We start from the raw sequence: 26,147 nt of genomic DNA on the forward strand, positions 1-26,147 counted from the left end.
TTCCCCCTAATCTCTAAATAACGGTTGCCATTCATCTGTAAATTTATAGCCTTTAATAACTCTTTGTTTTGTTTTTCCGTCTACTGTTCCTGTTTTACTCATTAGATTTTTACTTCTAAGTTCTGCATAAAAGTTCCCTCTGTTCTCACAACCATATCCACAAGCTCTACACCAATGTTCATAAACATTATAGGCACTACTGGCAGTGATATTTTCATTAGCTTCTTCTAAGCATTCAGTTACAAACTTTCCAAGTTTATCACTTTCTGATCTATACTCTGCTGTGGCATCAATGATTGCATTGGTAGGCGCTAGCCCGTCTATATAAAAGGCTTTTAGGCCTTCAAGACACCAATTCAATATGCCACTTAGATTTTCATTTTCTCTTAACCTATTTTTTAAGGTCTTATCTTGCTCCTTCTCTGAAAAATGCCTATCAAAGGTTATGACATTTATTCTTCCACTAGAAAACAGAGTATCGTCTTGGATAATAGGTAGATAGTTTGTATTCATAAATAGCTTGAATACCGGAATAAATTCAAACTCCCTTTCGTGTAAGTGCCTTGCTACAATACTATCTCTACCAAGTAAGGTTTTAAGCAGGGCAGCATCAAAGATCATTTTCTTAGGTGGCTCTGAGACATTTAAAAACCTTGCCCCAGAAAGTCTTGCTATATCACCACTGGCTTGTCTACTATCCACATTATGCTTTTGTGCAAGACTCTCTGGTTTCATTTGTAAGGCATAACCCCCACTGCCTCCTAATAAATGCATTATGGTTTCGACTAAGGTGCTCTTTCCATTCCTAGTTTGAGAACCGTAAAGAATAAAGCAAGTTTCTAGGGAAGTATCAGCTGTAAGACTATAGCCAATAGCCTTTTTAAGATATTCTATTTTAGCTTTATCTCCTAGCATAACTTCATTTATAAACCTATCCCAAAGTTCACTTTTTGCAGTAGGTTGATATTCTACATTTGTTATTCTACTCAGTAAGTCCTTTGAATGGTGTTCTCTAAATTCTAAGGTTTTAAGGTTCAGTGTACCATTTTGGCAGTTAAGAAGATCCGTATTCTTATCCAAGTCTTCATTGGATATATTATACTTATCTCTAGCATCCTTAAGCATTGTATCTCTAGCTGTTCTAGAGCCTAGCTTCATAATATGCTTTTGGTAAGCTGTCTTTTGACTTTCATTTTCAATGGATATGCTAAAGACCAATAGTTCATCCTTTAGCTGTTTTGCCAGTCTAGATACCATCATAGCACCTGTATCTCTTTGCCACAGCTTACCGTTATAAATATACCAATCATTTACCGTTGTATTAAACCTTGCTACATCTTTATAAATGTCTGCAAATAAATCTCCGTTTCCCCTATCGTCATAGCTGTATTTTATATGTGGTTGTAATTCTATAAGCCTTTCTTGTATATTTACAGTAGCTTTTGAATTCTGTACAATCCCATAGTCTTTCTTCTTCATCCACTTTTGATGATCTATTGCAGCTGTGGTTATTGGCATAGCTGCTTTTGCTGTTCTTAGAAGATAATCTTTTCTATCTAGCTTTTTTAAATGGCTCTTATCTTTTTGCTTTGTATATGGAGATGCCATAAAATATTTAATAGCTAGGTCCACATCTGCATTACACCAGTAAAGAAGTTTACCCATAAGGGCTAAATCATCTGCACTTTCATCCTTATTTGGTCTTGTCCCATACCAATAGGCATTAAAGACAGAATCAAGATTTAAAGCTTGTTTAATAGAAGTTTCCATTGGAATTACTGTGGGAGTACATATATCTACATCTCTAGGAGCAGAGATATTATATTTATTAATAATCTTTTTTAGTGCTTCACTTCTTTCATTGACTTGATTGTAATCCCCATAAACATTACCTGTTAAAACAAAGTATCTGCTCTTATTATAAATCTCTATTTCAGGGTGCTTGTATTTTGGATTGCCCTCTTTATCTAACTTTTGCTTGCCAGTTGTAGCATCTATATCTGGACGCATAATACCATTAGGTTTCATTTTCCTCTTATTAAAGGGCAACTTTACATCTTCTGCTTTTATAATGGTGTGAAGTCCCATACCACTCATAGAAATTTCAGTATAGCTATTTAATGTAGCAATAATTTCTTTTGCTTCTTCTGACACCTGACCATTTTTGCTATCAATACAAGTATCTATATCTACGCCCACATATCCTTCTCCTAGTACAAATCCAATACCCACTACACCAAATTTACTAACACCAGACTTTGCTTCTTCATAACTAGCCCAGGTATTACTATCTGTGACTTTAGCGTATTTTCCTGTTAATGGATTAATGGGCCTTTTAAATTCATCGTGACATACGAATCTTTTCTCTTTTTTTAATATTTCTGGTATATTCAGTTTCATCACCTCCTAGCACTTTAAGGCTGTATACCCTCTAGCTCCTATTTTCATTCTCTAAATCTTCTATGATTGATTTTATCTTTTCTTTTTCTTCACTTGATAACTCGTAACGCAGCATTCTACTAAAGCTACTATCTGTTATTCTAAGTCTTTCTGCTATCTTCCACAGTTTTACACCTTTCTCTTTTGCTACCTTTTTAATATCTTGGTTCATTGGTTTTCCCCTTTCATTAATAAAATTGTTGTTGTAGTTTTAAAAGATATCACTTATAATTGATTTATATTAATAATATCAATTATAATTATTATAACATTTTTCATTTTTTAGTTGAGCATAGCAACAAAAAATTATTTTAATTGATGTATTTACAATTTATAAATTAAAATTGATAAAGGAGTGTTCATTTTTATGTATAACAGAACGCATTGTGCTGAGATTTTAGGAGATCTACGAGATGAATTTAAATTAAAGTATGGAAAGAAACCTACCTTCAAAGAACTATCTAAGAACATTAAAGAGAAAACCGGTGTATACATTTCAGATACTTCTTTATGTGATTATGAGAATATAGATAAAGAAAAAGATATGAGTGTTAAAAACATGGTGGCACTAGCAGATTACTATGGTGTGTCTTATGATTATTTGCTTGGAAACAGTTCTTCTAGAGAGAGGGAAAACATTAATATTAATAAGAAATATGGATTATCTGATAGAGCACTTTTTACAATAGAAGTTATGAATAATACCCCTAAGAAAGAATTTGAAATGAGTTTAATCGATGCTTTAAATAGTCTTCTAGAGAGTGATGAATTCGGATGGTTAATAGATACCTTAGCAAAATGCTCCTATTCTAAAGAGATTATGGAAAAAGGATTGGCATCAAATGAAAATGCAATGAAGGAGGTTCGTTCTACTTTAACAGAAGAACAAATTAGATTATGTAAAGAGGGTAAAATGATACTGGTTCAGCCTATGAATTATTATGATGTTTTAGTGTCCACTCTTCAAAAAACCATAGTGGACATTGCTAATGGTATTTCAGAAAATTAATTTATTACACAAGCAGCTTTCAAAAATATTCTTAGGCGAAATAATAAAAAGGTACGATTACGCAAAATATTCTATTTGAATTGCGTAATTGTACCTTTTTTGTTTTTAGGAATTAGGTGGAAAATAGAAAAACTTCCTTTGTTTTTGATAAGGCTACTACCACTTCATTATTCACAATTTCTTAAAGTGGCTTAAACTCTAGCTTTTATAAGAAATGTTTCAAATGTTTCTTTTCTCTGGGTCTTATATATATAATTTTATACTTTTTTGCTCCCAGGAAAAAGAAACAAATGAAACATTTGTGTAATTTCTAAGGTTAGGGGGGTCTAAATCTGTACCCCCTTTGTCTACAGGACCGACGCCCCCAATTACACGAATTTTCGCAGAATTACGTAAGGGGGGTAGTAGGAATTCCTAGTATAAAAGAGTTGAAGCTAGTAGTTTGGGGGTTTGTGGGCAATTTAGTATTGCGTAATGGTTTATAGTTAGTTTTTTTAAAATTGTATTTATTTCTTTCTTTTATCTTGGGCCTCATCTTGGGCCTTATCCTGGGCCTTATTTTAATTTTCTTTTTATAAATTCAACTGGCCAGCCTAAAGCATCGCCAATAGCTCCACCTACCAAACAACCTTAAAAATACTCACTTTTTCTTTTCATAATGTCCCCTTTTTACTAATAGGCTTAGTTGCTAAATACAATTTGGGTTATATATTCTTGAAGTTTTGTCTTGTCATTTTTACGCAAACCCATCATTTGTGCCAATTCTACCATGTGTAAAGGTTGTAACATAACTTCAGCCAGCTTGTCTCCTGTTGCAGGATTATTGATATTAATCTTTTGGAGTTTTGCTCCCGAGGTCATAGAAGGATAAATAATCTTTGCAGTGCTGTTTCCAATACCACTTACTGCATAAATTGATAACTGATATAGCATTTCTCTCGGTAGCTTTGTTTCCCACAAGTCTCTATATTTTGCATCAAGCAAACGAATGACTTTAACACCGTTCATAACAGCAAAATCTGGTCTAGGTTTAGGGGCATACCTTCTCTGGGGATTAAATCCTGGGGTATATGCAAACATTTCTTGAAGGGTGAACTCATCACGAATTGTAAATCCAAGTAAATACTCTCCCATTAGCTTTGAAAGTAAGGATTGAAAAAACATATTCATATCAAAGAAAAATCCATTCAATTTCATATACGCTCTTCCATCCTCAAGTTGAATTCCTTGTGATTCATAGAGTATGTTGATTAGTTCTAATGCAGAATTATATCGGTCACTCAAGCGATCTACGCTTTTTAAAGTTTTAAGCAAAATCCCTCTATTGAGATCAATCTGCTTAACATTATCCTCTAATGTTTTACACAATCTACTCAATTGAATTCTCAGACTCAAATCTTCTGTTAAGTAAATAGCTAATTGCAAACCTGCTAAAAGGACTCTGTTGAACAAATTATCTTCACTTCTATCATAATAACTGCATGGCAATGTAGCAGAGGGTATGTGATTTCTAGTAGCCAGTTTTCCAATGTTAATTCTTCCTTTTGGTGTTCCTAAGTCCTCTTCTTGCCTTACATATTTTTTATTGAGCCCTCTGTATATTAGATCTTCAGCTTCTGCGTACAGCTGATAAATTAATAAATCTTGAAAAGGAAAAGAATCCACATCGTAAATAGCTTCATCAAAAATATTTAAGTCTCTAAGTCCGTAAGCATACTTTAGTAACTTGTAGAGTGGCATTCCCTCAATTTTGGGTCGAATATTAATTTGTATATCCCCAATTTTAATTTTACCAACATATGAATTTGAAGAAATCTTAATCCCTTCTTTGAGCTCAATTATATTCAATATTCCTTTTTCATTTAAAACAGAAACTATTTGTCTTGATGCCTCATCTTCCAGAAAATACTGATATAAAGAGCTTCCCTTAACAGGTAGTAATTCATCCCACTCTCTAATATTGATTGTTAAACCACTCATGATTTTTGTTCTCCAATGATATCTTCACTTTCAAGAAGTTGCTCTTCTTCAAGATCCTCCACCTGAACAGAGGATGATGTTGCAATCTCTGGATTTGGCTCAAGAAGTGCAGGTATCAAATCCGCCTTATTCACTGATTTAAACAAATCTTGATTTATTTCTTGTCTATTTGTATCAACAAAACTACTACCAATTATCTTTGATATTGTCATATAATCGCCATAGCAATATTCTTCAATTAATGGAATAACATCTTCCTGAACAATTTTTCTGAATTTGTCAAAGTCCTTAATTGCCACTCCCTTCTCCATAAAATAGGAATGTCCAATTTGGAGATTTCGAGCATCACGACCTACAAATTCAACAATTCTTTTATTTAACTCTTTTAGCCACAGGCCCACAGGCAAATCTTCTATTGTAATTCCAGTGAATATACTATAATCAGGCATTAGTTCGATAAAGCCAAATCGGCGTCGAAGCGCTATATCAAGTAAAGCAATAGATCTATCTGCAGTATTCATAGTTCCTATAATATATAAATTATCCGGAACACTAAATGAATCTCCCGATAAAGGTAGAATCGTTTCTTTCCCTCTTTTGCCTGCCTCTATTAGCATTATTAATTCTCCAAAGATCCTTGATATGTCACCTCTGTTAATCTCATCGATGATTAGATAGTAATTTTTTTCAGAGTTTGATTTCGCATCTTCGCACAACTTTTTAAAGATACCTGATTTCAAACTAAATACCGTCTGATCATTTATAATAGTTGGTTTAATTCCTTCTATAAAATCTTCATATCCGTATGATGGATGAAAGCAACAAAATCTGACTATATGGTTTGAATCATTGTTGGCTACCATATTAAACTTTTCTTCAATTGTGAGATCTTCATAAGTTTTCCTAAATGCTTTTCTCGAAGCTAATTCAAGACATGCTTTTTCAGCCCAGTATGTTTTTCCAGTACCTGGAGGTCCATATAGTATAATCTGTTTCTTCCGATTGAGAGTACTCTCAATTTGTGCAATTAATCCATTTAGACTATCTAATGTCTTTTGAGGCGACTTCACAGCTTCTACATTATCACTAGCTGGTAAGTCTATAAGTGCTTCAATCGCAATTAAATTATCTAGGTCTTTATATTGATTTACTGTTGTTCTTATTCCTTCAGCTGGATTTGGTAATTTCGTGTTCTCAAGTTGCTGCCATTTTACATTTATAATATGTGGAAAATCAAGTCCTTTTCGATATTCATATTCACCTATAACCCTACCAACACCTAATGCTTTATGCCCATCTGACGCTATCACTATATCATTTGGCTTTATATCTCTAAAAAAATAGTGCACTTGTGATGCTGCTCTGCCAATAGCTGAAGGTGTATTAGGATTTGTGTCTGAAAGTACTTTTTTAATATGATCCTTTGCTTCTTTTGAGCTTAAATTATCCAGCTGATGTAGATCTCCAAGATTGGGCCATCCGATGGACATATATCCACCTTCAAGCATTTCTGACCAATAACTTTTTTTCCCATCTGAAGTACCAATTCGCCAATAGTTATGAACTGACCCAAATATCTCAAAAAGAACTTCTGTAAAATTATTAATAGGTATACCAGCCTTCATTGATTGACGCAAAAATTGACCTGCTAATGCATATCTTCCGTCTGACTTTATTGGTTTCTCACGCATTTTTATTAAATAGAAGTTTTGATAATCAACTGAATGAAAATCATCTAGTTTATCAGGAAACATCATATGAAAATACTTATGCACCCAACCTAAATTTCCATAATTCTCAAGCTGTGTATCAATATCCGATTGCAATTTAAGATATGTTGAATCTTCAAAGTCATTCTTCATTCCTGAGAGTAAATCACAACCTTTTACTAGTAAGTCACGTTTTTCACGCACCATCTCAATGGCTTCATTTATACTTAATTCTCTACTGTCTTTCGGAGTTCCAGTTATCCATTTACCATCTTCTTTGCGCTTGTATATTCCGAATTTAAAAGCACTTCCACCACCTATACCACCAAATCGATTCGTCTGGAGCTCATCGTCATTTTTAAATTCTAACCAGTATACAAGGCTTCCCCTGTTCCCATGATTAAACATTGTTTCTAACAACAATTCTCCGTCAAGACTCTTTAACCTATCAGGATTAAAATTCTTTTGAAAAATTTCATAACTCTCTTTAAGCTTATCTGGGCCCATAATTTTATTTTCACTAAGAAGTTTCTTATATTTTTCAGTTACTAAAGTCAACAGATCCATCTTTTTCCTCCTCATAATCATTAAATACTTTAATTAATTGTTACAAATCTACCCTCATAAATTAAAATCCAATCTAAATATCGCTGTTTCTCCAGTTGCATGATATAAGCTTGGCATTTAAAATTTGTTAACTTTTTTCAATTTTATTTCATTTATATGTGCTTGTTTAAGCTTATCATCTGCCAGACAATACTTGCCTAGCTTCTCATATATACCATCAATCTGTTCTTCATTTAACACTTTTAGTGATTCTAACAAATCTTTCTTAATGTGCTTCAATAAACTATTTCTCTTAATGACTTTGACATTCTTAGATGTTACTTTAATATTCTTAAGTGTACATCTTTCGCTGAATATGATATAGGATTTATATAAGTCCGCATTATCATTTCCCACTACAGATTTCAAAGCACTGATATGTCCTTTGTTCTGCTATATAGGATTAAAAAATTTATTTTTCTGTCTATTTTGGAGCGTTTGAGTCCAGTTCTTTTGCATTTCATCTCCAAAGATCCATCCACTATAATTTTTTGATTCAAAGACATAAATTCCAGTTTCAGATATCATAATCAAATCTATTTCGGTAGTAGATCCATTTTCCTTTGGTATATATAGGTTAGTCATTAATTTAGGCTCGCCTTCTAATTTTTCAAGGTATGAAAATATTAAAAACTCTCCGTAATTACCTTTATCAAATACTGTTCTAAAAAAACTATTGCCACTAGCAACTTTATAATTTGAACCCTTATACTTAATATGAATAGCATACATAGGAACCAATATCATACCTACTAATAAACTAAACATAAAAAAATAAAATAAATCTAACATTGCAATTATCCCCCTTAAATAATAATTAAGATTAATTACATTGTACTTAATTAAGTGATCTAATACAATAAAAGACTTAAAATTTTGTTATTAACTTGTGTTAAATCTCACCTTGAGATTAATTTTATAAAACATCACTTCTGATAAAACTGTAACCGAGCATATATTTTCTTGAGTTTTCTTTTTAATTTTAATACACATTTAATGAATTAATTACCTTTAAGAAATAAATAATTTATAAGATTATGTATAAATGTACCACCATTTGGAGTAGGTATTACTATAATTACTAGCTGAAATTAAGATTATAAATAAAAAGGCCAAATTCAATGAAGAACTTGGCTTATTTGCTCAACTAAGAAAAATATTTAAACTGTATTTATTCTTCTTTTCTCTAAAATTTATAATCTCGATTTAGACGCTAAACTTGTTTTATTCTGAAATCCACACTTATTTTTTATATATTTTTCTTTGCTGATATGATTTATAAAGTGATCTGATATATAGTTTTCATTACATTGGTATGAGCGGCTTGACCACCATATGAAATTACACCATTCTCAAACGTTCTTCTGTCATATCTTTACCCTTATTCAGCTTGACCACCATATGAAATTACACCATTCTCAAACTATACCCCTAAAGATAAATAAGCTATAATTGCTTGACCACCATATGAAATTACACCATTCTCAAACTAGCACAAATAGTTATTGCAGCACGACCAGGCTTGACCACCATATGAAATTACACCATTCTCAAACGTTTCGTTATCTTTTCTTACTGATGGATTCGCTTGACCACCATATGAAATTACACCATTCTCAAACTCTGGTTTATGAATATCATATCCAAAAGGGGCTTGACCACCATATGAAATTACACCATTCTCAAACGACAAGTGTTTCTCCATTCTTCTATCTTTGCTTGACCACCATATGAAATTACACCATTCTCAAACAAACCAGATCTCAACAATCTGGATTCGTAGGCTTGACCACCATATGAAATTACACCATTCTCAAACGATTAACATATAGTTATAGATTGTGTCAAGAGCTTGACCACCATATGAAATTACACCATTCTCAAACCTGAAAGTGACGATAATGAAAGTACATTTTGCTTGACCACCATATGAAATTACACCATTCTCAAACGAGAGTGAATCAGTGGTGGAAATAGAGATTGCTTGACCACCATATGAAATTACACCATTCTCAAACGCTTGTTGCTCTGCTAAAAGCTCAGCAAACGCTTGACCACCATATGAAATTACACCATTCTCAAACAGTAGGTGATGTGATGGCGAAGGGATTAAAGCTTGACCACCATATGAAATTACACCATTCTCAAACTGAGTTATTGTGTCGATATTTGTTATTATAGCTTGACCACCATATGAAATTACACCATTCTCAAACGATGCAACTAACTTCAAAGAGGGCATAACCGCTTGACCACCATATGAAATTACACCATTCTCAAACACATCCATATCTTTCTCGGTGTCATAACTAGCTTGACCACCATATGAAATTACACCATTCTCAAACCTTCAATGCTTAGTTCCTTTAACAAACAATGCTTGACCACCATATGAAATTACACCATTCTCAAACAATATTAGTTTTTACTAATCCATCTGTATAGCTTGACCACCATATGAAATTACACCATTCTCAAACTGATCTTAAAAATTATATTAAAAATATGAAGCTTGACCACCATATGAAATTACACCATTCTCAAACTTCATAATCTTCTTGCAAGAAATCGTTCCAGCTTGACCACCATATGAAATTACACCATTCTCAAACCAACCACAGCCGGTCTATATATGGTCTACTGCTTGACCACCATATGAAATTACACCATTCTCAAACATATTTGAGTGGCATACTAGGTTTTTAGCAGCTTGACCACCATATGAAATTACACCATTCTCAAACGGTAAGGTACAAGAAAGTTATATATATTCCGCTTGACCACCATATGAAATTACACCATTCTCAAACATTAGAATTATATAGAATTTATAATCCTAAGCTTGACCACCATATGAAATTACACCATTCTCAAACCACTTTTTCTACACTATAATCTATTCCTTTGCTTGACCACCATATGAAATTACACCATTCTCAAACCTCTAACATCTTCTTCCCCAATATGAGAAAGCTTGACCACCATATGAAATTACACCATTCTCAAACCTACACATAATTTATTATCAAACTTACCAGGCTTGACCACCATATGAAATTACACCATTCTCAAACGATGAAATTTACAGATTAGTCAATTTATCAAGCTTGACCACCATATGAAATTACACCATTCTCAAACAATGAGGACAAAGTTAATAAAAACGATGTAAGCTTGACCACCATATGAAATTACACCATTCTCAAACCATTACATTATTTACTATATCTATCTCTTCGCTTGACCACCATATGAAATTACACCATTCTCAAACTGCATATAACAATGAAACATTAAATTCAAAGCTTGACCACCATATGAAATTACACCATTCTCAAACAATAAAGGTAGTGATCTTATAGTATCAGTAGCTTGACCACCATATGAAATTACACCATTCTCAAACGGTAGACCATACATATATAGGCTGCGGTTGGCTTGACCACCATATGAAATTACACCATTCTCAAACATGGATTAGAAGATTATGCCTGGTTTTTAAGCTTGACCACCATATGAAATTACACCATTCTCAAACCTTCATCATTAGGATATATTAGATTATAAGCTTGACCACCATATGAAATTACACCATTCTCAAACATAAACATACGTATTTTTTTAAAGAAAATCGCTTGACCACCATATGAAATTACACCATTCTCAAACACTATATGAGATTGAAAAGATTATTTCCAAGCTTGACCACCATATGAAATTACACCATTCTCAAACGTAAGTATTAATTTAGACGAAAGTACTTATGCTTGACCACCATATGAAATTACACCATTCTCAAACAACATTAACAGTTCCAAATGTATTGGCTGAGCTTGACCACCATATGAAATTACACCATTCTCAAACCGAGTTCCCCCTGGCTGAACTGAAAATTTAGCTTGACCACCATATGAAATTACACCATTCTCAAACCTCAAATGTTAGCGCCACCACAACGCCGTAATTTCATATAGTGGTATTATTATACTATATTTCACATAAATCTTCATCAATTATATAGGAAATTTCTCTGCAATCTATTGATTCCATTAATTTACTTTGTATTATTACAAATCTAGTTTTGTTAAGTAGAAGCTTATTATAGATTTGAATAACTTCATCATCCGCAAAAAACTCTCTTAAGTTAACAAATACAAATATCTTTGTATCCATAAATTTTTCTGATATAGTAATATACTCTAATAACCTTTCCGTGATATTCTTACTACTATCATCAATTTCAATAGATACTCCCTTAAAAATATCAACTGGATCAATATTGTCAATCTGAACCAAGTCAAGTTCCTCATCAAAAAGTAGCTCCTGAACATATTCTGTAATACACTCTGATATCCTGCAGTAACTATCATACTCTTCCAAAGACTTGCTTTTTAGAAGATTATATAACTTGTTTAATATTTTTTTATCATTCAGATTAATATTGATGTAATCATTAACAATATCAACGTGCTTTGAAAATTTTATCTCCTGATTATTATCTGAAAAAACCAAATCACCAGAATTACCTGCAATTTGCTCATATATATCTAAAACAACATTTCTATACATTGGCTTGTTCTCAATTACTATAACAGGAATTATATTTTCATCAAATTCAATTTGCCTAGCCCAATTTATACTAACTAGTTTTATAATACCACCAGCCTCTCATCCGTACTAAGTACCGTTGATTGTATTTCTCCAACCACAATTTCTATTTTTGAATATTGCTTTTCAGTGATTGCTAACATTTGTACTAATCCTACTTCTGGTTTATTTTTCCTCACATTCTCCATGATATTTCTACATACGGTCTGATTTAATGCCAATTTTGTATAAACAGATTCTTGCATCATCATAAAACCATTTTTAATTAAGAATTTACGAAATTGTGTATAAGCTCTAATTTCACTTGAACTTCCAACTGGAAGATCATATAATACCATAACCCTCATAAATCTATAACTCATTTCGGTAAAACCTGATCAAGGCAATATCATTATAGTTAAGGGCATCGAATATGCTTTTTGTGTATTGAGATATAGTATTTGCAACATTACTCCTTGCTTTATCAATAATAATACTCTTATTCAAAACATTAACTAGTTCCAATTTCTCTGATAATTCAAATTTGTTCAAATCCATATCTACCACCTTTCTATCAATTAGTATTCTAAAGGGTTCCATTAAATCAGATGCCAGATTAAATTGATTAAACATATTGTTATGAAATAGTCCTAGTTGTGTCATATATCCATTTGCTACTATTTCTCGTGCGAACGCAGAAAGTATAATACTATATCCATAATTCAATGCAGCATTTGTTGTATTCTCATCCGCCCTAGTGAACTTTTTACCAAATAAGGCATTAAAGTATACTTTTGCAGCATGCCCTTCCCTGTTGGTCTTATCATTCGTTTCAATATGCTCTACATACTCTTCTAGCAACAAATATTCCTCAAGTCCTCTTTCTCTAAGATGTTCTGATTGTTTTTTTACTTTTTCCCTGACAATTTGTGTCCAAACTTCCGATTTAATATCTATACTCCACTCTATTTGATTTCGATATTTCACACTAGTATCATGTGAGCCATAGTATGATACCAGCTCAGATGATGGGTTTCTTTTTTCATTGCAAAATATTACTTTTACCTTTTTCTTTGTTAATTCTGAGAGCAAAGCAACAGTTATAGAAACAGCTGTAGATTCAATAATGACCATATATATTTCATTTATAAATATTCTTGTTATTTCGTGGTCATTTCTTACTGTCATATAATTCATTTTGAAATCTAGCTTTGCTCTATTTGAAATAACAATTGTTCGCCAGCTCATAATTGAGAAAGCAGGTCTAAACTATTTTCAAATAGACCGGTAATGGATTGATTAATAAGTTTAAACTCCTTTACATCAGCTAGATTAAATCCTAGCTTTCTTCTTCCAATCCCAAATCCAAGAGGCTTAAAGTCATATGTTGAAGTTTTATTGGTTAACAAATTTAGTAGATTAAGCAACATCTTGATCTGTTCTTCAACTACAAGGTCGCAAAATTTATTTCGCATTTTAGCATCATTAAATACATCATATTTATTATTTGTTGATTGAACATAGATATTTGAATTTAATTTATTAACCAATGCATCATATAATTTATAATTATTTTCTTTCGTAATATCATCTGAGAATTTTTCAGCTTTAAGATCTTTATTTTCTTTTTGATTGTTTATAAATTTAAAGATTTCCTTTATATATCTTTCCTCATCTTCACCTAAAAGTAATTGGATTGCATTATCTGCACAAAAGTTTTCTCCTGTCCTTCCACCTACATAGTAATAAAATCCATTATATTTAATTAAAGAACCTATTCGCAGCTTAACATTAATGATTTTGAAGTTTTCAATTGTTTCACCTGATTTAGTAGGAACCTGACTGAAAATATATTCTGTAAATCCTTCTACCGATTTCACATTATTTGCCAAGTACACAGGAACTCCTGTAAGTCTACTAATACTTTTCCTTGCTCCTTTTTTATTTATAATATCACAGGAATATGGAATTAGGTAGGCTATCTTTATGGATGTATAACCCCCATATTTTGTCACATCAGCTAGTCGCAGATCCCCTGTCTTACTTCCCATATAAGAATGTGCTTTGGAATCTCCCTTTTTATGCAAAGTCAAATCAAATAATTGTCCCTTTTGCTCAGTAGGTCTTCTTGTTACTCGTACATCATTACTTTTCATTTGATAATCAACCATTTTCTTACTGTCACCATTTCTGCCATCCCATGCAATGTAACCATCTCTCTTTATTAAGAAATCATACATTCTGCTAAGATTGTATTCTCTGAATCCTGCTTCTTTAACAAAATTAGCTGGTGATCGAGTAAATTTAGTATCAAATACATTTCCTACAACTATATTTAAATAGGCATCTTTGGCATGATGAAGATCATTTATATCTCTTACTTTTATAAATTTCATATCATTTCTAAAAGCAGATACATTTTCTGCTTTAACATATATAATATGCGAATCCAAATATAACCTTTGCATTATTTCTGCAACAGCCTTTGTTGACTGACTTGTTTCTATAAGTTGCCTAGCTATAAAATCTGCAAGCTCATTTGTTCCAAACTCTTCTTTTCTTACTAATCGTTCATATTTTCTGGTTGATATGAAACCTTTTTGATATAAGTAATCCCAAGTCTTTTTCATTTTAGCTTGAATTGCAGGATTTATTGGATAGTTATCACTTTTTTCATTATTAATCACTCTCTTTACAAGTACTAGATTATCGAAGCTATCATCCTTTGTTTTTGATCTTGGATAAATATGATCTATGTCATAGTCCTCACCAGACATCAACTTATCAAGATTAATTTTCTCACCTGTATATAAACATTTACCCATTTGAAGATAATATAAATATAGTTTTTTACTTCTCAATTGACCATCACTCCGACCTTGTATTTCTTTCGGCCAATCTATTACTTCATCTTTACATGATGAATATAGCTCTAATAATTTTTTCTTTCTTGTATCTGTGCGCTTCTTATTAGCTTTATTGCTTCTAACTGTTTCTATGAATATTTTTTCAGGCTCTCTACTCATTATTTTTTTGATTTCTTCCATAATGAGAATTGACTGCCAAATCATTCTTTTTACTCCAGGTGAAACATAAAGTTCATCAAGCATTTCATGTGATATTTCTTCATTAGGATTTATTAATAAATCATTTATTTCCTTTATTTGTTTGATATAGTCATATTTATTACTTAATAATTGCATTAGATTATTTGTCGTGTTTCTCATAGCGTTAATAACATTTCCAACTTCACCAGTTGAGTAATCTGTAAACTCATCACATATAATTTCTGTAAGAAATTCTTTAGATAATCTTCCCCATTCCTTATATCTTAGCTTGCATATTTTATTAATCTGTGAGGAAGTCAGTTTGTCAGCATAGTTATCTTTTATCCTTTTTTTAATGGAATTGTGTTCGTTAGCATATAAAGTTATCCATTTAATAATATCTTCAACCATTTCATAGTTAAATTTTTCACCCAAAACAGATTTAAAATCTCTATATGATTTTAAATCTGCCTTAACTTCATCATCTATTCCTGTAATTGTTGCATTACCTTCGCACTCGCCTTCACATTTCAAAAATTCAAGAATTTTTTTTACTGTTACTTTTCCTTTTTTATCTGTATCCTTAAATAGACTATCAATCATTTTATTTCTTGTAGATACAGAAACCTTCTCTCCATTGCAGCGAATATTATTAAGTTCATTAAGCAAAGTATATTCGCTATAAAGCAAAGAACTCTTTGGAATTACATCTTTTCCCCTAAGATATGTACATTTGTTAGTCATCTTCCTTATAAAATTATCATGACTTGCCTCTAAATCAATTATATCATCAAAATTCCAAGGTGTAATTTTTTCATCACTATTTTTTACAGCCCATGCAAATCCATTTTTCTTTCCTGCATGATACGTGTTTATTGGCCCAACATAATACGGAATTCTAAATGTCATAATCTTCATAATTTTATCCTTTACACTTAACTTTCCATCTGTTTGATTTAAAAAATCTAAATAACCTGATGCATTATCTAAAATAAGTTTTAATTCTTCTTGATGTATTTGGTATGGAATTACTCCATTTTCTTTCACTCTCTGTAAAGGCAAGTATTTATCCAAACTAATTTCTTCAAGAATATATTCTTTTACTGGACTATCTTCTACTTTTTCTAATAGGGCTTTTAATGTTTTATAAAAGTCTTCACGACTACATTTTTTATCTCCATCCCCTATATAATTCTTATAATTTGTACTATTTGAATCTTTTTCTGAAAATAATCTTTTATATTCCTCTTGTGAATAAGCTTTTATTATTTTCTTTAGTGTGGTAAGTTCTTCTTTATGTTTTTGATATAATTCCACTTTTGATTCAGAAAGACTAAGCTCTGCTTTCTTTATGCCATTTAATAATACAGTGTCATATATTTTTTTAAGATTGTCTATAAGCACGATTCTATCTTCTAATACTTCTTCATATAAGTGTCTAACTTCATCATAGACTTTATCACTAAAAGAAATTTTAACAACATCATTTTCAAGTTCTTTATATTCAGGATTTCCAAATACCTTCTCTAAAGATTCTTTTGTACCTATTGCGAGTCCAAATATACTTTCTAGCTGTTTTGATTTTCCAAATAGATATTTTAACTTCTTTTTCTTATCCGTCTTTGTTAATCTTTCATTTAAGATAACATCCTTAATTTTACTTACTAGTTCCACTGTTACCTCAATTCCATTTGTATCGACATCATTATTATCAAAAACTTCATGTATACTTTCGTCTAAAGATGATGATGTATCAAACTTATCTCCTTGATATAGGAAATGACCTCTATTCTTTAGAATATGGTGGATAGCTAAATATATAAGACGAATATCATACTCTTTTTCCCCTTTTATCAACGCTGCTCTTAAATGAAATATTGTTGGGAATTCACTATAATAGTCTTTATCGTTATATTTATCTCCAATAAATAGCGTATGTTTTTCAACAACAGTCTTATCTTCCATATAAAATTTACTGTCTTCCAATCTTTGATAAAACCCTGGATCCACTTTGCAAATTTCTTCTGCCATTAACTCTTGAAACAAGTCTATTCTTGCATTTCTACGTTGCAACCTTCTTCTAGATGTTCTGCTCACCCTTCTGCTTTCAGCAGTCTCAGCCTCATCAAATAGCCTTACACCCCACATTTTATGACCATTACATTTATATAATTTATACTTATCATCTGTAACAGCCCAGCCTACTGAATTAGTTCCAATATCAAGTCCAACATAGTATCTCTCGTTTTTTTTCATCTTGACAAACTCCCCATCTTAGGTTATTATTACTTTATCTCAAAGGTTGACCACCATATGAGATTACACCATAAGTTCAAATAAAAATTTATTCAAATCGCCTCAAGGCCGCCCGATGTAGGGCATTTTTTTTACATTTTTTTATCACTCACAACCTTATTTTAAGTTTTTTTCATTTAGATAGTAGTTATTACCTAATTTCTGATTATACAATATAGCGATAGTTATATAAATTACTCCCATAACTCACATATAATTTTAATTAAGTGAAGTTTTTTTATTAAATATGTATACATTAAAAACTTAGATAATTCTATTGTAACAAATACTAGCAAATAAACAAGCAATTCTTTCTATTTTTATTATACAATCAATTAAATATAATTATATGTTATAACGATAATAATAGGAAAACAACCAAGATTTATCTTAGCTGTTTTCCTATTATTATTTTCATAGATTTCTTTTATATATCTACTAGCTTTTTGACCCCTTATTGCGTGATAGTAACTTTCACCTCTTTAAAGAACAATTTCACGAGAATTACCTAGTTTCATTTTTATTTTTATTTAAAATTTATAAAAATTATATTATTTAATTAGCATATCTTGCAGTATTTCTAAGTGTTATACTTTCTTAAGGTCTTAAACTTTCCAATATATGTATATACTTTTTATTGTTAAACCAGCAACACGCTGTTTTAACGTGCAAGTCCAGGGAAATATAATTTTTTTACTTACTCAATTCTGCCTAAAACTTACTACCCCCGGGGGTCTAACTTCATCAACTCTCCCATCATTTATTTAGGGTTGGGTGAATACCCTGTTCCCTTGTCACTAAGTTCTTTTTTATTGTTAATTTAATCACCTCTAATTTTTTTATACACCTCTGATAATTTTCCAACCACCTCACCTGTATTAACATTAACAAGCTCATTACCTATTTCCGTATATTCATTTGATTGATATTTTCTAGGTAACAATTTTATATTATCAACTAATTTTATAAAACACCAATGATATTTATTATTTTCTGTGGGATAGTCTGTAATCAATCGCAAAACACCGTATCTACATAAGTTTAATAAAAATTCACCTATAACATCCGTTAAGTCTGGAATACCCTCAAATTCTTTTTTATCTAAATATGTTAAATAAGTATTTATAGGTATCGTAACAAAATCCTTTTTTAGCCAACTTACTACTCCTTTAACCAGTATATAATCTGACTTCTGTCTCTTTATATACTTATTAATAAAGTTCGAAAATATATATGTTTGCCATATTCGTCTATCACAATTAAATACAATTTCCCCTTGTATTTTATAGTTAAGATAAGTAGGAATTTCATTAACTGTTAAATTAAGGTACTCATTAGCCTTCTTCCACAAGTGGGTATGTAATAATTTTTCTTCTCTTCCATACATTCTGGGGTTTTTTTCACGAAGTTCACTAATCAACTGACGTGTTTTTTCTTTTTGTTCTTCAATCCATTTGGCTTTTAATTCTTCTCTTAATTTCTGGTTCCGCATATTCTCTTTTTCCTCTATCAAGTACTCATCTTCTAACTCTATCTCTTTCTCTAAAACTTTCCTATTATAAATCCATCTTTTATAATCAGTAACATTTTCGATTATGATTGTTTCAATTCTTGAACGATCAAATTCCTTATTGAAGAAGAACCTTGATAGATCTATTTCAATAGTGGAGATATCTAGTCTTTCAATTTTTTTATGCTTTTCTAAGTCAATGCCATGTGTTACTTTAATTTCAACAAATAACTGAATATCCCCTTTAATTAGTATTATATCAGGGATAATGTCTTCTACTGTTTCTTCTAATAACACATGATCAAAATAAAAATAGATTGGTTTACTAATAGTACAAACCTTCGTTTTAAATGAAGCAATAACTTCAGGAATTTTTATGTAATTATATTTTGTTAATACTTCCTTTGCAAATAAATGTAAAGCAGATTCAAGAGAAAAATTACAGTCACAGTTATTGCTATGAGCAAAACACCAACTACGAACTTCTCCTAATCTTGCAATTAATATATCCCCACAACTTGGGCATGTACAATTACAATCCAAACCCCTTTGTTTAACTTCAGATATATGAATTAAACTTCCATTTCTTAGACCAAATGGATTCAGTATATCCATATTTACCCCTCTTTATAATTATTCTAATATAATTTTATAATAATCTAAAAAAATTTACTTCGTAATTAATATCATTTTTAAGGACTAAAAACATTTATCAAGATATGCTCCTTTTTTTGATAGATGTTGTTTATAATATTTAATTTTTATACTTGAGTTACTTCTTAGCCTTAGCTTTCTTAATTTCATATTCCATTATTCTTCCATACTTTTGTATCTTTTGAGCAAATTTAAGTTCATAGTTATAACACTCATATTCATCTTGATCAACTATACAGAAATATAGGATTTCTTGATGAATAACAATTAGCTGACTTACCGCACTGATGTCTCCTCGCACTAATGCTTGTTCTAAATAATCAATCGCATCATCATAATTACCCTTTTGAGCTTCTTCCATTGCCCAATATCTAAATGCTTCAACTGGAACATCTTCATTAGTATCATCTATTTCTATGTCATCTTCATTACGTCTGATATACTCATCAATAATGTTTTCGTTCTGCTGACGCACTTCTGTAAGAATACTGTCCATTTTAGACTCAAGTTGTGCAAAATAGTCCCTATCAATTTGTTCTTCTGTCTTATCAGCCAAATTTCCATGTAAAAGCTCATCAACTGTTATACTGAGTATTTCTGCTAAGTCAGAAAGTTTGTAAAGATCGGGAAGACTACTTCCACATTCCCATTTTGTTACTGCCTGTCTTGACACACCACACTTCTCAGCCAATGCCTCCTGTGTAATATTTTGGACCTTCCTTAATGTTGCTAAATTTCTAGAAAAATTCATTTTCATTTCATTACCTCCTGGTTAATTATTTGATAATATAATCATATATCTAATCTCCCTACTTAACCATTAACCAGGAAGAACATTCTGCTACACTTAGTTGCAAAAAAGTAAATTATTATTATTGTTAATACTTGTATTGATTTACCTTTTAATAAGAGCTGTATATCTTATTTCCCCTTACTAATATATCCCACTTTAATAGTATTACAATCTTAGAATATTTTCAATATTAGTTGATTATAATATCTTTAACATATTTTTTCTATGTATATTTGATTCTGCGTAATAGTTAGACCCCCGGGGGGTCAAAAAAATTCCCCAAACCGAAGTCTGAGGAAACATATATACGTTATCCATTTTTATTAAAAACCTTAAAACCCTTTGATATCAACCTATTTCTTCTCTATCAACACAACTGTCTCAACGTGTGTTGAGTGTTTGTCACAGATACTGTGCCCGAGGGGAATTTTAGGGCTTAAGATATGCGGGAACATATCTATAAGTTAACTACGTATTAGTTTCCACAAATTGTATCTTCATCCCATTTGGATCCTCGATAAAAAAATATTTAACCGATGGCTTGGGTTGAATAATATCTGATAGAATGGTAACATTCTGTTTTTTTACAAATTCATACACTTCTTCAACAGAATTCACAGTAAATCCCCAAGATATATCTGACCCAATGTTGATGATTTTTTTATTGCTATCCTGTATGAGTTCTATTTGCGCTTCATCATCTCCCATAAAAACAATGTTAAGATTAGGAGCAGGACTTAAACGGCTTTTTATTGGTATCCCTACAATCTCCTGATAAAATTGAACTGATTCTTCTATATCCTTAACAAATAATGTACTAAAAGAAAATTTCATGATATTCCTCCTAAATGAATTCTATTTTGATCCCTTTGATATTATCCGCTATTTAAAGTTTAGCCATTTCCTCACATTTATCGTTTTCGTCATCGTTTTCCATGATTCTATCAAGTAGCATTGTAATCATTTTAGGTAAAAATAATGAAATGGGAAATGCTGATTTCTTATTTTGCATTACTGATATTCCCAAGAATAATTTTTAATCCATTCAAAATTTGATAATATTCTTCTTCTGAAAGATTCTTTTTATATATTTCACTTAGTTCATCGAATATATCTTTTATACGTGGAGCGATTTCTTCGCCTTTTTCAGTTAAGTAAATTTGATAACAACGCTTATCTTCAAGACTTTTTTCTTTAATCACATAGCCACTTTTGACTAAACTATTCACTGCCTTTGTAACAGTAGACTTTCCAACATTTAGCAAGTCACACATCTCCGTTTGACTTATCCCTTGCTTTTTAATAATAACGTATAAAAAATCATGTTGACCACTTCTAATACCATAGTTTTCAAGTTTTTTATTTATAATACTTTGCGTACTACGGTAGATTGCTGCCGCATATCTACCAACAGATTCTTGCTTCACACTATCACCTCTTGAAATTGGTTTCTTTTGCAACCATTTTTAGTATAGCAAAAACTAGTTTGCTTTGCAACTAATTTTTATGCTCCCTAAACAATCTACTATCACTTGGTTTTTATTATATATCTCACAGCATATATTTGGAAAAAAGATATACATCTATCCTGTCTCCACAACCTAAACTTTACTTAATCTGTCAACTCAACCCCATCCAATTTGGGGCTCATTTTTTTCTCGACTTATACCCCCGATATGTTTCTATGAATACATATCGAGGGTATAAGTCGATAGACAAAATTACTTTTCTATTTTAGAAGCTTATAAACCTAGAATTTGCAAGGTCTTCTGGACTTTACCTTTTAGACATCAACGCTACACTCTCTACATGTGTTTCGGCATTGAATTGATAATACTACGCAAAGATATTATTTATAATAACCTATATCTTTTTAAAGCCATAGTGTTGATTAAATAAAACAATATCACGAAGAAAATTTGCATACTTATATAAAATAATATATCCCCTATTCCTTTACCGTAGAGTAATACCTGCTTAATTGCACTACAGCCATAATATATTGGAGTAATATAAGCTAACTTACCAAGATTATAGGGAATTGTGTCAATGGGTATTAGTCCAGAAAGGAAAACCTGCGGTAATATTACTACGGGAACAAATTGTATGATTTGAAATTCATTATTAGCGAATATTGATGCAAAAGCACCTATGGAAACAGCTGCTATTGCTAATAATATCATGATGATTGAGGTCAATGCTACAGACCCATTAAATTCTATCTTTAATACGTATTTTACGAACAGGGTAATCATTACACTCTGAAGGGCTGCAAAAATTCCAAACCCTATAGTATATCCGCCAATAACCTCTCTTCGTTTAATTGAGGTAATCATCAGCCTCTCTAGCGTACCTGTAGTTCTTTCTCTTACAAAGGATATTCCTGCTATTAGGAAAACAAAGAAGAATGAAAGTATTCCTAAAAAAATGTAGCCCATGCTATTGAAGCTTGATAAGCCTACTTTTCCTACAATAAACCCCACCTCCATTGGTGCCTTAGATTCTAAGCCTCCTAATGCCTCAGTAGTTACATTAACTACAAGCTCAGTTTTAACGCTACTGGGCTCATACATGAGAATTTGAATCCCCTCCTTATCTATTGTAAGTATAGCGTCTGCATTACCTTTTTTTAAAAATTCTTCCTTATTGATGTTTTCACCTATCACAGCAATATTGGTATCCTTCCCACTTAGCGCCTCAATTATTGCTGCTGGCCCTTCTACTATAGCTATTTTAGGGGTATAGCTAGTATCCCCTAATAATAGATTTATTAAGGTCAATATCATAAGGGGAGCAAAGAGCATTAGAGCTAAGGAGCGTTTATCATTTTTTACTTGCTTTATAATCCTTTTGATAAGACTAAACATAATTAAACACCTCCATTAGCCGTAAAGAATAATTCTTCAATTGAGCCAGATTGTGTTCTTGCAGCTAAGTCCTTCACTGCTCCATAAGCAATTAAGATACCGTTATATATAATGGCTGCATGTTCACACTTCTCCACCTCATCCATTACATGTGTTGAAACTATAATAGTTTTCCCATTTTCCTTTAACCTGTTAAACTCCTGCCATATTGATTTCCTCAATACAGGATCAATCCCTACTGTTGGCTCATCTAATATCAAAATATCAGGATCATGTAGGAGGGCTATAGCTAAGGATAGTCTTTTTTTCATACCTCCAGAGTAGTTATCAACGATCTTAGCTGCATCGTCCTCTAAATTAACTAGCTTTAATATCTCTTTTATTGAATTATGGAGTCCCTCACCCTTAAGCCCCATGAGACCACCAAAAAATCTCAAATTATCAAGACCCGATATATCGTTATATAATGCTTCATTCTGAGGCATAAAGCCAATATCCTTAAGAATTTCTAAATTAGGCATTTTATTACCTCTTATGTAGATTTCACCTTCGTCTCCATTTATAGCACCAATTATCAACCTAATCAATGTAGTTTTTCCAGCGCCACTGGGTCCCAATAGACAAATAAGATCTCCTTTTTCAACCCTTAAATTTATATTATTCAAAATCTGCTTTTTCCCAAAGGCCTTAGATATATTACGTATCTCTATCATTTATTTCAGCCCTTTCAGCTTACTTATTAAACTTCATACATATTATTATATATGTTTAAATATTAATTAGAACTAACTCTTTTCACAAAACCTATACCTTAACGCAAAAATCCCCCAAACTTATTAGTCTGAGGGAATATAAAACACACTTTAATACTTACCTAAAATCCTTCAAAGCCTTTGATACCCAGTCTATTTCTTCTCTATCAACACAACCGTTTCAACATGTGTGTTGGTTATAAGGTGATACTAATACGCATATTATGGAGTTTTGCATATTATTGTCCCCCTTTACTTAATATATTTATAGATAATAAGCGGCTATAATTATTACTTTTAGCCACTTAACTTAATATAAAGTAGCAAGTAGAAAAAGGCTTTGCACCAGCAAATTTCATTTGCTAATGACAAACTATTTCATCCATATATTACAGCTGGATAGTTTAGAATACCATGTATAATCTCAAATAATGTATCCGCATTATCACAATTTCCAACATCAACTGAAATTACTCCCTTCTCAGTAACTATATATGCATAGTGGTGATTACTATCCTCATTATATTGTAAATAAGCATCCATAACTCCATTATTCACGTTTATCAACTCATCAATTTTAGTATAGCTTCGTTTGAAACCATCCAACAATCTTTTATTAAGAAACTCTTTGACCTCTGCCTCTGTCAAATGATAATCTTTAATTCTATATTGAACTTGCATATCTTCTTCTTGATAAATAAAAATCATTGACTCTGAAGTAACATATTCTGTATCATAGATTTTATGTTCAACAGAAACTTCAAATCCTTCTGGTACTTTAACAGTATAGAAAAAATTAGAATTATGGACCATCTTTGTATTTTCTTTAAAATTTGTTATACAAGGATAATCAACCCAAATTTTAGGTTTTGTTAAATTATATATTTCTTCTTCTGTTTCGTCTAACTCAGTCTCTAAAGCTGCTTTAATATCCATCGCACCTTCAATAGTAGACCAACTAAAAGTGCTACTTCCATTATCTCCACTATACACAGCGATTTTTCCATATAGGTTATTATATTCATATCCTATATAATAGCCATTTCCACTAAACATGTTAAAATTAGGTGTCTTTGCAGGTTTAAGTACTTTAACTATTCCTTTTTGCAATCCAATTCCCATACCGTAGGCTTGACCTGAAACAATATAATAATCCCTATCCTCAAGTAAAATCTCACCAGTAATTAAATAAGAAGTTATACCACCCGCATTTTTATTAATCATATAATTTACATTAGCATGTGCTTCTTCTATCTCACTTTCTAAGAGTGTTTTCTGTTCATTCAACTCTAAAACACGCTGATTAATTGAATTTTGGTCGATTTCATAAGGAATATCAACCCATATTCTATCTATGTATGGTATTTCTTCTGGGCTTCTATAATGAACTCCTCCATTGCTATCCACCATGACTGTTTGAGCATTATTGTCCCAACCTACTTTAGCACCTAAAGCTTCTAATACGGCCCTTATTGGCAAATAAGTCTTTGAATCAATAATAACAGCTGCAGTATCATTTAAGACAACATTTCCATTTACTGTAATATAATTTTTATCAACAGGAACTTCAATGTATGTTTTTCCTTTACTTACACTAGCTGTTTTTGTTTCTTGATTCCAATCTACTGTAGCACCTATTGCTTCCATTGAAATTCGTAAAGGTACTTGTGTTCGACCGTTTATATCAACAAATGGAATTCCTGTTTTACTTGTAAAGTTTACTTCAGCGCCATCAATATTCACTTTAACATTACCTGATGAAGCGCTTATGTTAGGCATGTACGAAATTAATAATACAGTTAAAATAGCAATCATCTTAAAAATTATTCTTCTCATTTTTTATTCTCCCCTTAATTTATGTGAAATGTATTTATTGAAGATTTTTTTCTTCTTATTACT

The 26,147-nt window shown here is 31.5% G+C and carries 18 protein-coding genes, 1 pseudogene and 1 CRISPR repeat array; of the genes and pseudogenes, 1 reads left to right on the forward strand and 18 read right to left on the reverse strand.

Going from position 1 to position 26,147, the window contains the following annotated elements; translation table 11 throughout:
* Positions 1–6 precede the first annotated feature (6 nt).
* Together EDC18_RS14790 and EDC18_RS08255 are read right to left on the reverse strand one after the other, a co-directional pair.
* Positions 7–2,400 carry a phage/plasmid primase, P4 family gene (locus EDC18_RS14790; protein WP_243115095.1) on the reverse strand — a complete coding sequence of 798 codons (2,394 nt, stop codon included), beginning with the start codon at positions 2,398–2,400 and terminating at the stop codon, positions 7–9.
* Positions 2,401–2,431: 31 nt separating this feature from the next.
* Positions 2,432–2,611 (reverse strand): hypothetical protein, encoded by a 180-nt coding sequence (locus EDC18_RS08255; RefSeq protein ID WP_132252111.1) that lies wholly within the window; start codon positions 2,609–2,611, stop codon positions 2,432–2,434.
* A 195-nt stretch (positions 2,612–2,806) separates the two neighbouring features.
* Between EDC18_RS08255 and EDC18_RS08260 the strand changes: the two genes are divergently transcribed.
* Complete coding sequence (locus EDC18_RS08260; protein ID WP_132252113.1) at positions 2,807–3,448, forward strand: hypothetical protein; 642 nt, start codon at positions 2,807–2,809, stop codon at positions 3,446–3,448.
* Positions 3,449–4,003: 555 nt separating this feature from the next.
* On the opposite strand, the pseudogene EDC18_RS14945 reads toward EDC18_RS08260, so the two are convergent.
* The 16 genes and pseudogenes from EDC18_RS14945 to EDC18_RS08335 all read right to left on the reverse strand — a co-directional run.
* Positions 4,004–4,075 (reverse strand): annotated as a pseudogene (locus tag EDC18_RS14945) (ADP-ribosylglycohydrolase family protein); the annotation flags it as partial.
* Positions 4,076–4,129: 54 nt separating this feature from the next.
* A complete protein-coding gene (locus EDC18_RS08270; protein WP_132252114.1) occupies positions 4,130–5,428 on the reverse strand; it encodes an McrC family protein in 1,299 nt (432 codons plus the stop codon).
* Positions 5,425–7,704, reverse strand: coding sequence for an McrB family protein (locus EDC18_RS08275; RefSeq protein WP_243115096.1), 2,280 nt, complete (start codon positions 7,702–7,704; stop codon positions 5,425–5,427). The genes EDC18_RS08270 and EDC18_RS08275 overlap by 4 nt, the downstream gene beginning before the upstream one ends.
* A gap of 117 nt (positions 7,705–7,821) precedes the next feature.
* Entirely contained in the window at positions 7,822–8,112 is a 291-nt protein-coding gene (locus EDC18_RS14795; protein ID WP_243115097.1) for a hypothetical protein, read from the reverse strand.
* A gap of 24 nt (positions 8,113–8,136) precedes the next feature.
* On the reverse strand, positions 8,137–8,535 hold the full coding sequence (locus EDC18_RS14800) for a nuclease-related domain-containing protein (protein ID WP_243115098.1): 399 nt from the start codon (positions 8,533–8,535) through the stop codon (positions 8,137–8,139).
* Between the two features lie 530 nt (positions 8,536–9,065).
* A CRISPR array of direct repeats spans positions 9,066–11,676; the repeat unit is 36 nt; unit sequence GCTTGACCACCATATGAAATTACACCATTCTCAAAC.
* 54 nt (positions 11,677–11,730) lie between these two features.
* A complete protein-coding gene (gene csn2 / locus EDC18_RS08285; RefSeq protein ID WP_132252118.1) occupies positions 11,731–12,399 on the reverse strand; it encodes a type II-A CRISPR-associated protein Csn2 in 669 nt (222 codons plus the stop codon).
* A complete protein-coding gene (gene cas2 / locus EDC18_RS08290; RefSeq protein WP_243115099.1) occupies positions 12,393–12,713 on the reverse strand; it encodes a CRISPR-associated endonuclease Cas2 in 321 nt (106 codons plus the stop codon). The genes csn2 and cas2 overlap by 7 nt, the downstream gene beginning before the upstream one ends.
* Positions 12,703–13,578, reverse strand: a complete 876-nt coding sequence (gene cas1 / locus EDC18_RS08295) for a type II CRISPR-associated endonuclease Cas1 (RefSeq protein ID WP_132252120.1) — start codon at positions 13,576–13,578, stop codon at positions 12,703–12,705. The genes cas2 and cas1 overlap by 11 nt, the downstream gene beginning before the upstream one ends.
* The gene (cas9, locus tag EDC18_RS08300) at positions 13,575–17,633 is read right to left on the reverse strand and encodes a type II CRISPR RNA-guided endonuclease Cas9 (RefSeq protein WP_132252121.1); all 4,059 of its coding nucleotides are present in this window, start codon (positions 17,631–17,633) and stop codon (positions 13,575–13,577) included. The genes cas1 and cas9 overlap by 4 nt, the downstream gene beginning before the upstream one ends.
* Before the next feature lie 859 nt (positions 17,634–18,492).
* The gene (locus tag EDC18_RS08305) at positions 18,493–19,797 is read right to left on the reverse strand and encodes a competence protein CoiA family protein (protein WP_132252123.1); all 1,305 of its coding nucleotides are present in this window, start codon (positions 19,795–19,797) and stop codon (positions 18,493–18,495) included.
* A gap of 157 nt (positions 19,798–19,954) precedes the next feature.
* Entirely contained in the window at positions 19,955–20,587 is a 633-nt protein-coding gene (locus EDC18_RS08310) for a helix-turn-helix domain-containing protein (protein ID WP_165878523.1), read from the reverse strand.
* 510 nt (positions 20,588–21,097) lie between these two features.
* Positions 21,098–21,463, reverse strand: a complete 366-nt coding sequence (locus EDC18_RS08315; RefSeq protein ID WP_132252126.1) for a VOC family protein — start codon at positions 21,461–21,463, stop codon at positions 21,098–21,100.
* Positions 21,464–21,630: 167 nt separating this feature from the next.
* The gene (locus EDC18_RS08320) at positions 21,631–22,056 is read right to left on the reverse strand and encodes a MarR family winged helix-turn-helix transcriptional regulator (RefSeq protein ID WP_132252408.1); all 426 of its coding nucleotides are present in this window, start codon (positions 22,054–22,056) and stop codon (positions 21,631–21,633) included.
* Between the two features lie 426 nt (positions 22,057–22,482).
* On the reverse strand, positions 22,483–23,496 hold the full coding sequence (locus tag EDC18_RS08325; RefSeq protein ID WP_132252128.1) for an ABC transporter permease: 1,014 nt from the start codon (positions 23,494–23,496) through the stop codon (positions 22,483–22,485).
* Between the two features lie 2 nt (positions 23,497–23,498).
* Positions 23,499–24,209 carry an ABC transporter ATP-binding protein gene (locus tag EDC18_RS08330; protein ID WP_132252130.1) on the reverse strand — a complete coding sequence of 237 codons (711 nt, stop codon included), beginning with the start codon at positions 24,207–24,209 and terminating at the stop codon, positions 23,499–23,501.
* Between the two features lie 417 nt (positions 24,210–24,626).
* The gene (locus tag EDC18_RS08335; protein WP_132252132.1) at positions 24,627–26,084 is read right to left on the reverse strand and encodes a copper amine oxidase N-terminal domain-containing protein; all 1,458 of its coding nucleotides are present in this window, start codon (positions 26,082–26,084) and stop codon (positions 24,627–24,629) included.
* Between the last annotated feature and the right edge of the window lie 63 nt (positions 26,085–26,147).

The organism is Natranaerovirga pectinivora, from assembly GCF_004342165.1.
GTDB lineage: Bacteria > Bacillota > Clostridia > Lachnospirales > DSM-24629 > Natranaerovirga > Natranaerovirga pectinivora.

Excerpts from the sequence above, each read along its gene's own strand:
- EDC18_RS14790 (WP_243115095.1), bottom strand. The coding sequence starts at position 2,400 with ATGAAACTGAATATACCAGAAATATTAAAAAAAGAGAAAAGATTCGTA.
- EDC18_RS08255 (WP_132252111.1), bottom strand. The coding sequence starts at position 2,611 with ATGAACCAAGATATTAAAAAGGTAGCAAAAGAGAAAGGTGTAAAACTG.
- EDC18_RS08260 (WP_132252113.1), top strand. The coding sequence starts at position 2,807 with ATGTATAACAGAACGCATTGTGCTGAGATTTTAGGAGATCTACGAGAT.
- EDC18_RS08270 (WP_132252114.1), bottom strand. The coding sequence starts at position 5,428 with ATGAGTGGTTTAACAATCAATATTAGAGAGTGGGATGAATTACTACCT.
- EDC18_RS08275 (WP_243115096.1), bottom strand. The coding sequence starts at position 7,704 with ATGGATCTGTTGACTTTAGTAACTGAAAAATATAAGAAACTTCTTAGT.
- EDC18_RS14800 (WP_243115098.1), bottom strand. The coding sequence starts at position 8,535 with ATGTTAGATTTATTTTATTTTTTTATGTTTAGTTTATTAGTAGGTATG.
- cas2 (WP_243115099.1), bottom strand. The coding sequence starts at position 12,713 with ATGAGTTATAGATTTATGAGGGTTATGGTATTATATGATCTTCCAGTT.
- cas1 (WP_132252120.1), bottom strand. The coding sequence starts at position 13,578 with ATGAGCTGGCGAACAATTGTTATTTCAAATAGAGCAAAGCTAGATTTC.
- cas9 (WP_132252121.1), bottom strand. The coding sequence starts at position 17,633 with ATGAAAAAAAACGAGAGATACTATGTTGGACTTGATATTGGAACTAAT.
- EDC18_RS08305 (WP_132252123.1), bottom strand. The coding sequence starts at position 19,797 with ATGGATATACTGAATCCATTTGGTCTAAGAAATGGAAGTTTAATTCAT.
- EDC18_RS08310 (WP_165878523.1), bottom strand. The coding sequence starts at position 20,587 with ATGAATTTTTCTAGAAATTTAGCAACATTAAGGAAGGTCCAAAATATT.
- EDC18_RS08315 (WP_132252126.1), bottom strand. The coding sequence starts at position 21,463 with ATGAAATTTTCTTTTAGTACATTATTTGTTAAGGATATAGAAGAATCA.
- EDC18_RS08325 (WP_132252128.1), bottom strand. The coding sequence starts at position 23,496 with ATGTTTAGTCTTATCAAAAGGATTATAAAGCAAGTAAAAAATGATAAA.
- EDC18_RS08330 (WP_132252130.1), bottom strand. The coding sequence starts at position 24,209 with ATGATAGAGATACGTAATATATCTAAGGCCTTTGGGAAAAAGCAGATT.
- EDC18_RS08335 (WP_132252132.1), bottom strand. The coding sequence starts at position 26,084 with ATGAGAAGAATAATTTTTAAGATGATTGCTATTTTAACTGTATTATTA.